Annotated in this window: 13 protein-coding genes and 2 pseudogenes; 7 read left to right on the top strand and 8 right to left on the bottom strand. The window is 69.9% G+C overall.

Going from position 1 to position 13882, the window contains the following annotated elements; translation table 11 throughout:
* The gene (locus AB0J76_RS20960; protein ID WP_364390172.1) at positions 1–1098 is read right to left on the bottom strand and encodes a hypothetical protein; all 1098 of its coding nucleotides are present in this window, start codon (positions 1096–1098) and stop codon (positions 1–3) included.
* Positions 1099–1274: 176 nt separating this feature from the next.
* Here AB0J76_RS20960 and AB0J76_RS20955 point away from each other — a divergent pair, with 176 nt between their 5' ends.
* Entirely contained in the window at positions 1275–3056 is a 1782-nt protein-coding gene (locus AB0J76_RS20955) for an amidase domain-containing protein (RefSeq protein ID WP_352327303.1), read from the top strand.
* A 276-nt stretch (positions 3057–3332) separates the two neighbouring features.
* Here the strand turns inward: AB0J76_RS20955 and AB0J76_RS20950 are convergent, their stop codons facing one another.
* From AB0J76_RS20950 to AB0J76_RS20940, 3 genes are all read right to left on the bottom strand, one after another.
* Positions 3333–4196: a hypothetical protein gene (locus tag AB0J76_RS20950; RefSeq protein ID WP_352327302.1), complete on the bottom strand. Its 864-nt coding sequence runs from the start codon at positions 4194–4196 to the stop codon at positions 3333–3335.
* A 185-nt stretch (positions 4197–4381) separates the two neighbouring features.
* Positions 4382–4591, bottom strand: coding sequence for a hypothetical protein (locus AB0J76_RS20945; RefSeq protein WP_352327301.1), 210 nt, complete (start codon positions 4589–4591; stop codon positions 4382–4384).
* A gap of 296 nt (positions 4592–4887) precedes the next feature.
* Positions 4888–5496, bottom strand: coding sequence for a GNAT family N-acetyltransferase (locus AB0J76_RS20940; RefSeq protein WP_352327300.1), 609 nt, complete (start codon positions 5494–5496; stop codon positions 4888–4890).
* A 146-nt stretch (positions 5497–5642) separates the two neighbouring features.
* On the opposite strand from AB0J76_RS20940, the gene AB0J76_RS20935 reads away from it, so the two are divergent.
* Positions 5643–6047 (top strand): hypothetical protein, encoded by a 405-nt coding sequence (locus tag AB0J76_RS20935; protein WP_352327299.1) that lies wholly within the window; start codon positions 5643–5645, stop codon positions 6045–6047.
* A 430-nt stretch (positions 6048–6477) separates the two neighbouring features.
* Here AB0J76_RS20935 and AB0J76_RS20930 read toward each other — a convergent pair whose 3' ends face one another.
* Complete coding sequence (locus AB0J76_RS20930) at positions 6478–6843, bottom strand: hypothetical protein (protein WP_352327298.1); 366 nt, start codon at positions 6841–6843, stop codon at positions 6478–6480.
* Between the two features lie 1329 nt (positions 6844–8172).
* Here AB0J76_RS20930 and AB0J76_RS20925 point away from each other — a divergent pair.
* Positions 8173–8448, top strand: a pseudogene (locus AB0J76_RS20925) (ISKra4 family transposase); the annotation flags it as partial.
* Positions 8449–8541: 93 nt separating this feature from the next.
* On the opposite strand, the gene AB0J76_RS20920 reads toward AB0J76_RS20925, so the two are convergent.
* Together AB0J76_RS20920 and AB0J76_RS20915 are read right to left on the bottom strand one after the other, a co-directional pair.
* Positions 8542–8904: a nuclear transport factor 2 family protein gene (locus AB0J76_RS20920; protein WP_352327297.1), complete on the bottom strand. Its 363-nt coding sequence runs from the start codon at positions 8902–8904 to the stop codon at positions 8542–8544.
* A gap of 512 nt (positions 8905–9416) precedes the next feature.
* Entirely contained in the window at positions 9417–10319 is a 903-nt protein-coding gene (locus AB0J76_RS20915; RefSeq protein WP_352327296.1) for a LysR family transcriptional regulator, read from the bottom strand.
* Positions 10320–10501: 182 nt separating this feature from the next.
* Here AB0J76_RS20915 and AB0J76_RS20910 point away from each other — a divergent pair, with 182 nt between their 5' ends.
* Together AB0J76_RS20910 and AB0J76_RS20905 are read left to right on the top strand one after the other, a co-directional pair.
* Positions 10502–10813, top strand: coding sequence for an EthD family reductase (locus AB0J76_RS20910; protein WP_352327295.1), 312 nt, complete (start codon positions 10502–10504; stop codon positions 10811–10813).
* 107 nt (positions 10814–10920) lie between these two features.
* Complete coding sequence (locus AB0J76_RS20905) at positions 10921–11793, top strand: PhzF family phenazine biosynthesis isomerase (protein WP_352327294.1); 873 nt, start codon at positions 10921–10923, stop codon at positions 11791–11793.
* A gap of 104 nt (positions 11794–11897) precedes the next feature.
* Here AB0J76_RS20905 and AB0J76_RS20900 read toward each other — a convergent pair.
* Positions 11898–12074: pseudogene (locus tag AB0J76_RS20900) on the bottom strand (hypothetical protein); the annotation flags it as partial.
* 38 nt (positions 12075–12112) lie between these two features.
* Here AB0J76_RS20900 and AB0J76_RS20895 point away from each other — a divergent pair.
* Positions 12113–13003 carry an SDR family NAD(P)-dependent oxidoreductase gene (locus tag AB0J76_RS20895; protein ID WP_352327293.1) on the top strand — a complete coding sequence of 297 codons (891 nt, stop codon included), beginning with the start codon at positions 12113–12115 and terminating at the stop codon, positions 13001–13003.
* Positions 13004–13022: 19 nt separating this feature from the next.
* Positions 13023–13496: a MerR family transcriptional regulator gene (locus AB0J76_RS20890; protein WP_364390168.1), complete on the top strand. Its 474-nt coding sequence runs from the start codon at positions 13023–13025 to the stop codon at positions 13494–13496.
* Positions 13497–13882: the final 386 nt, after the last annotated feature.

The following is a 13882-nucleotide window of genomic DNA, read 5'->3' as shown; positions in this document are numbered from 1 at the left end:
TCAGGTGAGGCGGGTGGCGGTGGCGCGGGCCGCTAGTCGATGTCGCGCGTCCTGCGAGCGGCTGGCCGCCGCGGCGGTCCCCGGCTGCACCTCGACCCGGAACGGATGGTCGGCCGCGTATCGGTCCTTGCGCACGCCGGTGAGCGTCCAGCAGACCTTCTGCCCGGGGGCGCCGCCCGCGATCCCGAACCTGTCCCCCGCCAGTTCCTGGCTGACGTGCAGGTTCGGCGCGGCCGCGCCGATCGGCGTGAGCTGGTAGCAGAAGGCGGCGTTCAGCGCCGACACGTAGGCGGGCAGGACGACGGTGGCCGCGCCGGCGGCGTCGAGGGTGACGGTGCCGTCATAGAGGTTCTTGCGCTCCGCCGCGTGGACCCCCGCGTGCTGCAGGTAGCGGTCGGAGGCGGCGGGGTGGGGGATGAGGAACGCGTTCTCCAGGTACGTGACCGGGCCCAGCGTGTCGAGGCCGGTGTCCACGGCGGTGAAGCCCTGCAGGATGGACGGGCCGCGCGCGTACAGCGCGGCGCCCTCCGTGCCGGCGGGGGCATGACCGACCAGGCCGAAGCCCAGCGGCGACACGGCGATGCCCACGACTCCGTCGGAGCCCTCGGCGCTGACGCCGGCGCCGTACTCGCCGCCGATCGCCCGTACCGCGCCGCCCGGCTCCCCCGCCGCCTGGGTGGCCGCGTTGGTCGCCACCACGGCCCAGCGCCCGGCGTTGGCGGTGGTCGCCTCCAGGCCGTGCTGCAGGTTGCCGGTGGCTCGGACGCCGGCGCCTGCGTCCGCCGCCGTCCCGGCGTTGGTGCCCCAGAGGCCGCAGCTCGCCCCGCTCTCCGTACGGCCGACGGTGCCGAAGCTGGCCTGGGCCTGGCCGAGCAGGCCGTACTTGGTGCCCTTCTGCCAGACGTGCAGGCCGTGGCCCTTGGTCGAGTTGGTGACCAGGGTGGTGGGTCCGGCGTCCGTGCCGGCGTCGTTGGTCCGGCCCACCAGCAGGGGGTCGCCGGCGGAGGCCGAGGCGGCCGAGGGTAAGGCGGCGGCCGCGCCCGCGGCGAGCCCCGCGGCGCCGACGGCGAGCATGCGCCGTCGCGAGGTTTCCGACATGTTGAATTTCCTCTTTCCGTTTTCTGTGTCGGAAACAGAAGAATGCACCGGGGAGAGCGCTGTCAATGCACGAACGATGTCCGGACGATGAATTCTTTCAAACAAATGCAGGCTCTTGACAAAAATTGCCACCGACTCAATTCTGGAGCGTCGGCAATTGATCCCGAGGAGGATCCGTGCGATTACGAATGCGAATTCCCGCGGCATTCTGCCTGCTCGCCGCGCTGCTCGTCACCGACCAGTTCGCCGCGACCGGAGCGTCGGCCGCCGCCCCGCCCGCCAACCTCATCTCGAACGGTCCTTATCCGAGCGACGACAGCGCCAGCAAGTCCGCGACGCCCGCTCTTTCCGTTCACGCCCCTGCCCGTCCCGGCAGGCCCGTCCCCAAGGTGGACTTCGAGATCTGGGACGGCGACCGGACGGCCGCGCTGGCCACCGGCACGGGCACGCGCACGACCACCGGCCGGGTCGTCTGGACGGTCCCCGCCGGGAAACTCGTGGACACCGCCGAGTACGCCTGGCGCACCCGCGTCACCGACGGCGGCGCGGTCGGCGCCTGGTCGGAGTTCCATCCGATCGGTGTCGACACCGTGGACGGCGCCGACATCCCCGCCGAACCGCCCACCCCGGGCGCGGTGGAGGGCCTGACCGTGGCTCCCGCCGTCGGCGGCGCCTACCTGACCTGGCAGGCCGCCGATCCCGGCCCCGCGGCGAGCGTGGGCAACTACGTCCTGGAGGCCCTGCCGGCCAACGGCTCCGGGCCCGCGATCGCCCAGGTCGTCGTGCCCGGCACCCAGAACTACGCCGCCTTCACGAGCCTGGCCGACGGCGACTACGTCTACACCGTCACCGCGCTCAACGACTGGCACGCGGGACCGCTCGTCCAATCGGCGCCGGCGCGGCCCGCGTCCGCCCCGCAGCAGCCGGAGCTGTACACCCAGGTCGCCGGCGAGTACCTGACCGCCCAGGGCAGACTGCTCACCGGCGCCGCCACCACGCCGCAGGACGCGGCCGAAGCCGGCGCGTACGGCGAGGCCATCCGCGACGTCGTGCTCGCCAACGGGCCCACCGCCGTGGACCAGCGCGAGGACCAGAGCCGCGCCAAGCTGCGCTACACCGGCTACGACTCCGGCCTGTCCGACGTCGCCGTGGTGCCCTCGGCCGACGGCCGCGCGGTGACCGTGTACGCCACCGTCACCGAGCACCTCACCCAGCAGGCCACCTACAAGGACGGCCAGACCGAGCAGGTCACGGAGGAGGACGGCAACCGCTTCACCTTCACCTTCGCCACCCCCGCCGCCGCCCGCACGGCCTCGGCCGCCCCGCCCGTGCTCACCGCGGCGACCACCGAGGACGCCGCCCCCGACTCAGGACTCCCGCCGGCCGGGATCACGACGAAGGACGACGACGACGGACCGCCGCCGGAGCCCCTGGCCATGGACGAGAACGGATTCGTCGAGGGCCCGCCGCTGCTCCAGACGAAGGTCAGCTCCGACGCGATCGCCTGGTACGCCTGGAAATACGCCTACAACCGCAACAAATCGTACAAGGTTAAATCGGGCACCGACTGTACGAACTTCGTCTCCCAGGCCATGCGTCACGGCGGGCTGAAGATGCGGCGCGGCTGGTATCGCAGTGACAGCTACTGGTGGTACAACGGCGTCTGGCCGAATTACGGCTCGTTCACCTGGTACGCCGCCCACAATAACTGGAACCACATGTGGAAGAAACGGCGCGCCGTCTTCCGCAGGTATTTCAACCAGGCCGTGAAGGGCGACATCCTCTACTTCGACCTCAATGGCAACGGCTCCATCGACCACGCGGCCATCATCAATGGCGTCAAGGACAACCACATCTGGTACGCCCAGCACACGAAGAACGCCTACAACGTGCACCTGAACGCCAAGTGGCGGCAGTACCCGAAGATGCGCGTCTACATAGCCCACGTCACGGGCTGACCCGCCTGCCACGGCAGGAGGACGCCGGAGCGCTTCTTGACCGTCCGTCCTTCGTCTAGGGTGTGGCCCGGCCTCCGGCTTCTTCGGTGGGCCGGGCCCTTTCTCTTCGCCGGGAGACGACATCGGACTCCGATGCGCGGACGCACTATCGCAAGCTGCTCGCGGAGAACCCGGACGTGATGTTGTGCGTTACGTGGATCGAGCGCATGCCGGCCACCGAGGCGCTTCTCGCCGCGGGAGGGCAGGAGGACGGGTGCGTCGGCGCCGAGGCGCCGGTCAGGAACGGCGTGGGTCGTAGTTCCGGAATTCAGCCAGGCGAATGTCGCTCCGCGGGAGCAGCGGGAGCCCGCTGCTGGAGTCCAGGACCACACGGCGGCCCAGGGGCTCGCGCAGCGTGACGCCGATCCGGTCGATCTTCCCCATCGCATTGCAGAATTCCACCTCGTCCTGCCGGACGTCGACGTCCACGACTACGGCTTCGGCCGTCTCATGAACGCGCGAGCCGTACGTTGTGTCGCAGGTGCCGTGCAGATAGCTCAGCTGAAGATTCGTCGGCGCGCGCACCTCGTACGTCTCCACCTCCTGGATCCCGTCGGCCAGCGGTCGCGGTGGCCCGCCCATCGCGGCCGGGTCCACGGCGACCCGCCGGATCGGCGCCGGCATACCCTTCACGGTGAACTCCCACGTGGGCACCCGCACGTCTCCCCGGCTGCTGGGCGTTGTGGCCTCGCCGCGCGCGACCGCGATCACGCGCAGCGGCCGGCAGCCGTTAGCGGGACACTCCTCGTCGACGAAGGACTTGGGCTTGCTGAGGCCTGCGTAGACGGCCGTGGCGGCCAGCACCGGCACGCTCATGGTGCCGCCGTCGGCCCAGCGTAGTTCGGCAGGAGCGGGCACCTCGGCCGGCAGTTCGGTCTCCAGCTTCCAGGCGCTGTTCATCATGCTCTGTCCGACCCAGTGGGGCATGTGCGCCCAATCGAGTTCCAAGGTCAAGTTGCGCAGTGGGACGTATCCCTCGGTCCAGGGCCCGCGCTCGACCGAGTTCCGCCAGCGTTCGGCGATGTGCCGGGCCCGGCCGGTGAACGGGTCAGCACTGACCGACGCGTCGGAGCCGCAGGCCGCCGTGAGCACGAGGAGCACTACGGCTGGAAAGATCCGCATATCCGGTAGACGTATCAACGGGTGATGTGGTTGCTCGGCGTTCCCGCTCACCGGCCACCCCGCGGACATCGCGGGCTGCCTGCTCCGCCGCCTCAGGGCCTGCCGCGCCGTGCGCGTGGGAGCCGCGGAACCGGCGAAGCACGCGGCTCGTGGCGTTGTTCACCTCAATCACCACCGGGCGCGACGCGTCCGCCAGAATCCGGGACACGGTGTCGATGATCTCGGCGGTCGCGGGTCTCCATAACCTCCAGTGGCGCGTTCAGGTCGTGGATGTAGTCGTCGAAGCGGCGTACGTTGTCCTCCTGGTAGGGCGACATGATGGCGACGTTTTCGCGATGCGCCGTCTCGCCCTCGCTGCGCAGCTGGTTGAGCACTGCCCGGCCTCCAGTTCCTGGCTGCCCCGATCCGGCTCCCGCTCGGCCTGACCGCCCACCTGGAACCCGTCCTGCTGGCGTCGGCGGGGCCCGGCGGCTCAGCGGCGCGCGCGCGGGCTGGCCGACGAGCCTGCTGAATACGTCGTCGTCATGAGCGCCCCGCACGACGTCCTGCGACTGGCGGAAGCGGGCGGCCCGGCCGATACCGGGTGCCAGTAAGAAACGTGCCACACGGCCCAAACGGGGGGCATCACCGCAGGTCGCTTTGGGTGACCTTGACACCTGGGGTCTCCGGCTCAGCGAATCCTCTCCCACATGGCGCGGGTCATCTCGTACTCGACCTCGCCCAGGTGCGTACCTGGTAGCGCATCGTCGAACTGCGGGTAGTACGTGCGTACGTACCGCATGCCGATGGCCTGCATCACCCCCCGGGATCCGGCGTTGACGGCCATGGTCTGCGCGATCACGCGACTCTGCCCGACCGTGTCGAAGGCATGCCGCAAAAGCGCCAGGGACGCCTCGCTGGCCAAGCCTCGACGCCAGTACCGGCGAACGAGGCGATACCCCAGATCCGAGACGGTGGGATCGTCGGGCTGATCGGGACCATGCGCCGGTGGCAGCATCATGAGTCCGATGAACTCCCCCTCCTCCTCCCGTTCCGGTGGCGTCGAACCTCGCCCCCCGCCATCGCGGACGAAGGCCATCCAGAAACCCAAGCCGTCCACCTTGCGCGTCAGGGCCATCCGCCGCGCATGAGCGGCTACCACCTCGTCCCTGGTCGGCGGCCGTCCAGCGAGATAGCGAAGCACCTCGGGATCGGAGTCGAGTCGAACCTCCAAGTCGAGGTGCCGGTCGGCGAGCGGGACCAGCAGCACACGCTCGGTACGCAAGATCGGTTGAGGCATGCAGTGACCGTCGCACATTGCCGGCGGCGAAGCGATCCGATTTCGCATGAACCCGAGCGCAGGACCCTGAATCCCGCTGGCTGCCTGGTTGCCCCCGCCACGGGGACACGGCTTGCCTGTGGTCCCATGGCTGCTGATGTGCGGAGGTGAACGCTGCCTGGACCACGGCCCTGGAGCACAAGAGCGCGCGGACGGCCGCCGAGAGCAAGGCCGCCAGCCAGACCGCCGCCGCCGTCCACGCCCAGGAGGAACAGCAGAAGGAGTGGGAGCGCGCCGAGCAGCTTCAGCGCAGCAACCAGGAGCTGACCAGGGCGAACCGGGAGCTCGGCAAGGACCTGGCCGTCGCCGCGCGGCGCCTGGAGGAGACGCGCGGCCAGCTGGCCGACGCGCAGTCCGTGGCCCAGGCCGCCACGGCGCGGGCGGAGGTCGCCGAGACCCGGGCGGCCGCTCTGGAGGAGGCCAAGACCACCGCGCAGGCATCGGCCCGGGAGGCGGACGCCCGCGTCGGCGAGCTCCTGGCACTGCTGCGCCAGCGCGACACGCCGGCCTGACCAGCCGCGGACGCCGCAAAGACGTCAGGCCGGGGACGGGCCCCCGGCCTGCGGAAGGAGGGATCGACATGGCGGACGGAGACATCGACCGCATCGCCGTGGCGCTGCTGCGCAAGCTGCGGCCCGAGGTCCAGGCCGAGTTCCTGGCCAGCCCCGAGTTCCGGGAACTGCCGGACGCCGACCCTCAGCGGCTGTATGAGCTCGACGCGCCGCCCTGTCGGAAACCGAACGCCGACGGTCCCGACGCCGCTGACCTCGCTGACCAGCCTCGCCTCAACCGCACACAGCATCATGGCATTGACGCTCATCTCGTTCGGCTACCTACACGAGATGATCGTAAGAATCGTGGCAGGAGCCTCAAGCGAGAGGGATGGCAGCCGGTCACGGCCTGTGACCCGCGTGAGTCGGATCGTGCGACAGTAGCCGGTGCTCACTCGGTCCCGCCCGTGCCGATGGTCAGATCAGTGACCGTCACGTAGGTGACCATGAACACCCCCGGCCAGGCGCGCAGGCTCGCCTGCACGGTGTCGGGATCGATGCCCGGCCGCAGCTTCACCAGATACGCATCAGGGTGAGTGGCGCCCCATGGATGGCTGCCGGGAAACCACTCAGGCAGTTCGTCGGGTGAAGCGTAGTAGACCGTATCAGTCTGCGGCATCGACACCAGGCGCCGACTGATCGCGTCCTTTGTCGATTGCGAGGCGGTCGGCTGCAAGATGACTGCGGTCACGTCGCTGTGAGCTGGCTTGGTCATGGCGCGGACGACCAGATATCCGCCGACGCCCATGAGGCTCACGCCGAGACAAACCGCCAATATGATCACAGCGAGCAGCCCCGGCCGCTTCCGGACCGGACGGTGACCCGGCGGCGGTATTGGCGCGGGATACTGCCGATATGGGGGCTGGTTCACGTCAAGCAGCCTAACGGGGGCTTCTCCCCTCGTTCAGGGCTTCTGCGGAGGGATTCTTACCATCCCCCATACATGGCCCGCCCCCATACATGGCCCGCCGCCCGAGGTTGACCGCGTCGAACACGTTCGCCACCGCCTGCGCGACCCGGCGGCCGCGCCCGCAACGGCGGCATCCTCGACCTCGATGGCCGTGCCGAGCACGTCCAGCAGATCGTGCTCGGCACGCACCGTGAACCGGTCCGTCGACCTGGAGACCGCGATCGGTCAGCAGCTGACCTACTCCTACTCGACCGCGGACCTGTTGGGAGACCGGGTCGAGAAGTTCGTGCAAGCCGCGCGCGCGGCGATCATCGAAGCCTGCGGTCCCGGCCCCTACACCTCGCCCGCGACGACCTCAGCCTCGCGACCGCCGGGCTGGCGCTCGCCGAAGCGCACGAGGTGCTGTCCGGCCTCCAGCATCACCTCCTCACCGCCCAGGCCCAGGCCGCCGTCGACGCCGAACAGAACTGCGCCCACTGCGGCCGGGCCCGCGCCCGCAAGGACACCCGGCAGATCGTGCTCCGCACCCTGTTCGGCACCCTCCGCCTGGACAGCCCACGAATGAAGACCTGCCCGTGCACGCCGTCGGAGGCCGCGACGTTCAGACCCATCGCCGCGGCGCTGCCCGAGCGCACTGCCCCGGAGCTGCTGCTGTGGGAGGCCAAGTACGCCGCGCTCACCTCCTACGGCACCGCCGCGACCCTGCTCGCCGAGGCCTTCCCGCTCGGTCGGCCCCTGCACGCCACCACGATCCGCCAGCAGGTCGAGCGCACCGCGACCCGCCTGGAGAACGAACTCGGCGACGTACGCTTCAGCTTCATCGACACCTGTCCGCGGGACCTGGAGACCATGCCCCGCCCCAACCTGCCGCTGGTCGTCGCCCTGGACGGCGGCCATGTCCACTCCAGCAACCAGACCTCCCGGCGGGACGGCTGGTTCGAAGCCGTCACCGGCCGCTCCACCCCACCGGTGGCGGCGAGGACATCCGCGACCTGCCCCGCTACCTCAACCCCCAGGCCGAGCACTACCTCGACTGGTTTCCACATCACCATGCGCCTCACCGTCCTGCGACAGAGCACCCGCTCCCTTCGGCCGCCGGCCGCGGACGTCGAGGACTACGAACTCCTCTGCGCGAACGAGCCCGACGACAAGCAGCGCGCCTTCCACACCCGGCTGGCCGAGTTCCGCACCTACATCGACCGCAATCAGCACGAGATCCCCAACTACGGCGAACGCCACCGCAACGGCGAAGCCATCTCCAGCGCCACCGCCGAAGCCACCGTCAACCACGTCATCAGCCGCCGCATGGTCAAGAAACAGCAGATGAGATGGACACCCCGCGGCGCCCACCTCCTCCTGCAGATCCGTACCCGCGTCCTCAACCGCGACCTTGAAGCGGACTTCGCCCGCTGGTACCCCGGCTCAGATCAAGCACTCAGCCTCGCGGCCTGACCCGTTCCCACGGTTTCTCCCGGTCTCGCTCTGGCTTTGATCCTTTCCGACGACCATCCGGCCGGCTGGTCATCGGACAACTCGTCGGCTAGGTCAATCGGCCGTGCTGGCGTGCGCGGCGATGATTCGCCAGCCGTGTGTCTCGTCGTATATCCAGGTACGGGTGTAGCGCATCCTGGCCGCGAACGGCGTACCGGAGACGGTCCCTTCGACGGTGCCGAGAAACCACGTCACTCCGGTGCGCCCGTCGGCGAGCACGGTCAAATCCTCCTCGGTCACCTTCGTCATCACCTGTGTCCGAGTGCGGTGCAGCTCCAGGTCGTCCGCCTTGGTGGCAGTGTTCGCGCCGAAGGTGAAGATCAGCCGATCATCCAGCAGCCGATCCAGCGCCTCGACATCTCCAGCGAGCTGCGCGGCCTGGAGCCGGCGCTCGGCGTCCCGCAAGTCCTCCGTCATGAGGTCCACCCTCCCAGCCGGGGCCGCATCCGTGCCAGGGCGTTCACGCTCGGCTGATCTTCGCGAGTCCAGAAGGCTTCCCGACAGGCCGTTGCCGTGATGCGGTGAACGGCTCGGATCGACTGGCCATCCGCTCATCAGAGAGTTCTCTGCGGCGGGACCGACGGTGAGCTGCGCCGGGAGTCGGGGGGGTGTGGAAGCGAACCGGGCCGAGATCGCTCAGGTGTAACCACATGTGCACCAGTGACCCGTGATCATCGCTTGGATAGGTGTGCCAGGACACCGTCACCTGGAGCAGCTTCCGGCTGACAAGCTCATCCGCGGGGGGCACGACGCCATGGTGTCACGGTGGTTCGGGCGTTTCCGTGGCGTTTGCAGGAGGTGGCGGGCGGCTTTGGCGTGGCCGGATGGCGGTCTTGTCGTCGATGCCGAACACGGCGCAGGGGAAGTCCGCTGAGCGCAAGGTCTTCGGCCTCGCCACTGGACGTCCGTCTCGCTTGATCTTTTACGCGTCAGCCCGGCAGCCAGTGCAGCTCGTACGCCAGGGTTCTGGCGACAGCACGGACGCGGCGGTGCAGGGGCGACGGGTCGCGTGGGAGGACCAGGTGGATCGTCAGGCTGGGGGCGCCCCGTAGCGGTCGCCAGGTGATGTCGGCCGGTGATGCCGCGACCGCGGCTTCTCCGGCCGGGGCGAGGGTGAGCCCGTCGCGCAGGTCGCGCTGAGACATGTCGAAAGAGACCGCGGGCGTGTGGAACCGGGGGTGGGGTCGGGTGTCTCGGAACAGTGCGGCCAGCTGATCGTGGATCACGGGGTTGGCCGCACGGTCGGGGAGTCGCAGCGGATACGCGGCCGCGTCGGCGATCTCGATCTCCGGGTGTACGGCCAGCGGATGGTGCTGCGCCAGCTGGACCCCGATGCGCTGACGCCGCAGCAGGAACCGGCGCACACCACGGCCCGGCTGTTCACCGCGGGTGATCCCGGCATCGATGCGGCCGTCGGCGACCGCCGGGGAGATCTCCGGTGTCGCCATCGGGACCGCGCTGACCTCAAGTCCGCTGTTGTCGCGAATCAGCCTGTCCACCAGGGCCGGAGCCGTCTCGGCCCCGGTGCTGAGGCTGTATCCGATGCGCAGCGTGCCCAGGTCACCGGCCGCCGCGCTCCGGGCGGCGTCCCATGCCCGGTCCAGCGCCGCCAGCGCGGGCGGCGCGGACTCCGCCAAAGCCGCACCGGCCGTGGTCAGTACGACGCTACGCGTGTTGCGGATCAGCAGGGCCGTACCGAGTTCGGCCTCCAGTCGGCGCATCCGGGCGCTGAGTGCGGGCTGTGCGATACCGATCCGTGCGGCCGCGCGGGTGAAGTTCAACTCCTGCGCCAGCACCAGGAAGTACCGCAGGCTCACCGTATCCGGCGCCACTTGGCCTCCCCGCCGATTGATAACGATCCGTTCTGAGTCTATCCCGTACCGATCTTTCCCTCGACCGCACATCAAGCCCTAACCTGCGCATATGACGACAGAACTGACCGCGATACGGGACTTCGCACCCACGCACACCGCCGACTTCGAGTCCGCCCTCACGGCTCTGGACGGAGGTCGTCATGCATAAGTTGCTGGTCCTGTATCCCGAGCCCGCCGACCCTGACCACTTCCGCGACTACTACGTGACCAAGCACCTTCCACTGGTCATGGAATGGCCCGGTCTGCTTGCGTGGCGCTACAGCTTCGACGTGGCGGCGACCAGGGGAGAAAAGCCGTACTTCGCGGTCTTCGAGGCCGAATTCGCGGACGCCGCCGCCATGGCCGCGGCCCAGTCGTCGCCGCAAGGGCAGCGGCTGACCGCCGATGTCGCCAACTACGCCACCGGCGGTGCGGTCGTCATCCACTATCCGGTGCAGGACGGCACCGGCTGAGGCAGGACGGTACGCTCCGGGACACGTTCGGTCGGCCGCCGGCCAAGCCCGGCTGTCGGCGGACGCCGTTCGCGGGTGCCGGTTCGCCGAGCGTCAAAGGAGGGCCGATGACCTGGCCGGATGTCACGGTGGTTGACGCGTGCGTGCGGCGCGACGGCCGGGGCGGCAGCCCCACCGCCGTCACCGACGACGACCCGGCCGCGACGGACGCGGACCGGCGTGCGGTCGCTTCCGCGGCCGGCACCTCGCACGCGGCGTTCCTCGGCCCGGGGCGGACGCCGGACGGTGGCCGGCCGGTCCGGTTCTTCACCGCCACCGCCGAACTGTCCGGCTGCGGCCACGGCACCGTTGCCGCGCAGGCCGTCCGGCTGGCCCGCACCACGCTGGGCGAGCTGAACGACCGCCAGCACACCGGCGGGCGCACGTTCGACACCGTCGCGATCCGCCGCCCCGCCGGCATCGAGGTGTGGTTCGACCAGGGCATCGTCGAGCTGCGTCACCCGGCACCGGACGAACGCGCCGCGATCGTCACCGCGCTCGGGCTCACCGCGGACGACCCGCATCCGACCGACGCGCCACGGATCGCCGCGCCCGGCGCGCCGCGCATGCTGGTACCGGTCCGCGACCGGTCGGCGCTACTGCGAATCCACCCGCACCTCGGCAGGCTGACGGCGGCGTGCCGGCGGTACGGGCTCCTCGGCTGTTTCGTGTACGTACCGCCGGTGGGCGAACGCCCGGGGGCGGCGCGGATGTTCGCGCCGGCGATCGGTGTCGACGAGGACGTCGCCAACGCCAACAGCACCGGCTGCCTGGCCGCCCACCTGCTCGACACGACAGGGGCACAGACGCTCGCGATCGAGGTGGAGCAGGGCGACGCCCTGGGGCGACCGGCCAGCGTGCTCGCTTCGGCCCGACGCGGACCGGCGGGCATCACGACCCGGGTCGGCGGGTTGGCGGTGGTCCGCGACGGCGACAACTAGACCGTCCACTTCTGCGGTTGCGTCCAGGACGAGGTTCTGCCGGGCGGTGGGCTGCTGGTCGGTCGAGAACCGCGGAGGCAGATCGCATCTGGTCGACCTCGTGGTCACCAGTTCCGCTGGGCGACAGTGAGCATGTGCCGCCAGCGGTATTCCTGGCGTCCGAGGGCAGCCAACCGGTCCCCGTACGCGAACGGGGTCTCGTCGCGCTCCCGGAGCAGCGCGCCGACCAGCGCGCGACGGCTGGAGAAGTGGCCGTAGAGCGTGCCGATCGCGACGCCGGCCTGGCGGGTGAGGCCTGCTTGCCTTCGAGCGCGCTCGAATGTCTATCTTCGCCGTCATGACTACGACAAACGGGACCAAGACCTGGATCATCACCGGTGCGAGCTCCGGGCTCGGCCTGGCGTTGGCCGAGGCGGCACTGGCCGCGGGCGAACAGGTGGTCGGCACGGCGCGGCGTGCCGACCGGTTCGACGCGCTCCGGGCTCAGTACGGTGACCGGCTGCTGCCGGTCGAGCACGACGTGCGCGACACGGACGCGGCCGCGGCGGTCGTACGGCGCGCGCTCGACGCATTCGGGCACGTCGACGTCCTTGTCAACAATGCCGGAGCCGGGCAGGTGGGCGCCGCGGAGGAGGTCACGGACGCGCAGTTGCGCGACATGCTCGAGCAGCACCTCTTCGGCCCGGCCGCCTACGTGCGCGCGGTGCTGCCGCACATGCGTGCGCGTCGTTCCGGTGCGATCGTGCAGATGAGCAGTCAGGGCGGGCGGATGTCCTTCCCCGCCGTCGGCAGCTACTCGGCCGGCAAGTTCGCGCTCGAAGGCTGGTCGGAGGCGCTGGCGGGCGAGGTCGCGCCGTTCGGCGTGCGCGTCCTCATCGCCGAGCCCAGCCGCTTCCGCACCGCCTTCAATTCCGCCGACGTGCTCAGGACCGTGGACCATCACCCGGTCTACGACGACGTGCTCGGCGCCGTCCGCGCGAACATGGCCGAGGCGGACGGCATCCAGGAGGGCGACCCGGCACGTGCCGCCTCGGCCATCCGCGACATGCTGGACACGCCCGACGCGCCGCTCAGGCTTCCGCTCGGCGCCGAGGCCGTGCGCAATCTCACCCGCGCCTACCAGAACGCGCTCAGCGACGTCGAGAAGTGGGCGCATGTCAGCCAAACGGCCGACTTTCCCGGCATGCCGCCGGCGCTACGCGCGTTCTGAGCTCCGTAGCCTGTCGAACATGGCCACCGAAGACCTGATCGAGCGCATTCTCGCCGCCGGTGACGAACCGTCAGCATCGGTCATCGACGCGCTGCACGACCTCCTCGACGACACCACGATCGAGGCCTCGGCGACGCCCAGGAGCGTCGCCGAGGCCGCCCGCCTGGTCGGCCTGTCCCCCCACACCCTCCGCTACTACGAGCAGGAGGGACTGCTGCGGCCGGCCCGCAACGCCTCCGGTTACCGCGAATACTCGGTGTTCGACCTGCGCCGCCTCGTCTTCCTCACCCGGATGCGGCTGTCGGGAATGACCATGCAGGATCTCAAGCGCTACATCGCCCTCGTCGAGCAGGGCCCGAGCACCGTCCCGGAACGCCGGCGCATCATGCTCGACCAGCGCGACCGCATCGTGCGGCAGATCCGCGAGCTCACTCTCGCCCTGGAGACGACCGAATACAAGATCCGCGTCTACGACGGGCACCCGGAAGGCTGACCGGCGGCCGGGGTGACCGCGTGGCCGTGATCCACGGACGATGGTACGGCGTCGCCGTCCTCGCGCTGCTCGTGGCCGCGCTCTCAGCACGGTTGTCGGTCGCGGTCGGCATCGTGGAGAGCGAGGCCGGACGGCACCTCCTTGACGGCCAGGCCGCGATCAACGTGGGCTTCCGGCTCCAGGAAGCAGCAGCTCATGCCGGACCGCGAAGCTGTTCACCTCAACGAACCTGTCCAACCATCCCGTGCAGCAGCTGCTCCAGCGGGTTGGCCGGCGGGGCCGGCAGGGATGGTGCACGGCCTCGACGAAGGTGATCCCGAGGTCTTCTACCGACGTCGTCCGCAGGAAATCCGTTTGTGTGTCACCACAGCCCGCTGTCACCATGA

The sequence above is a fragment of the Nonomuraea sp. NPDC049624 genome (genome assembly GCF_040675255.1).
Taxonomy (GTDB): domain Bacteria; phylum Actinomycetota; class Actinomycetes; order Streptosporangiales; family Streptosporangiaceae; genus Nonomuraea.
This window is presented reverse-complemented; position numbering and strand designations above follow the sequence as displayed.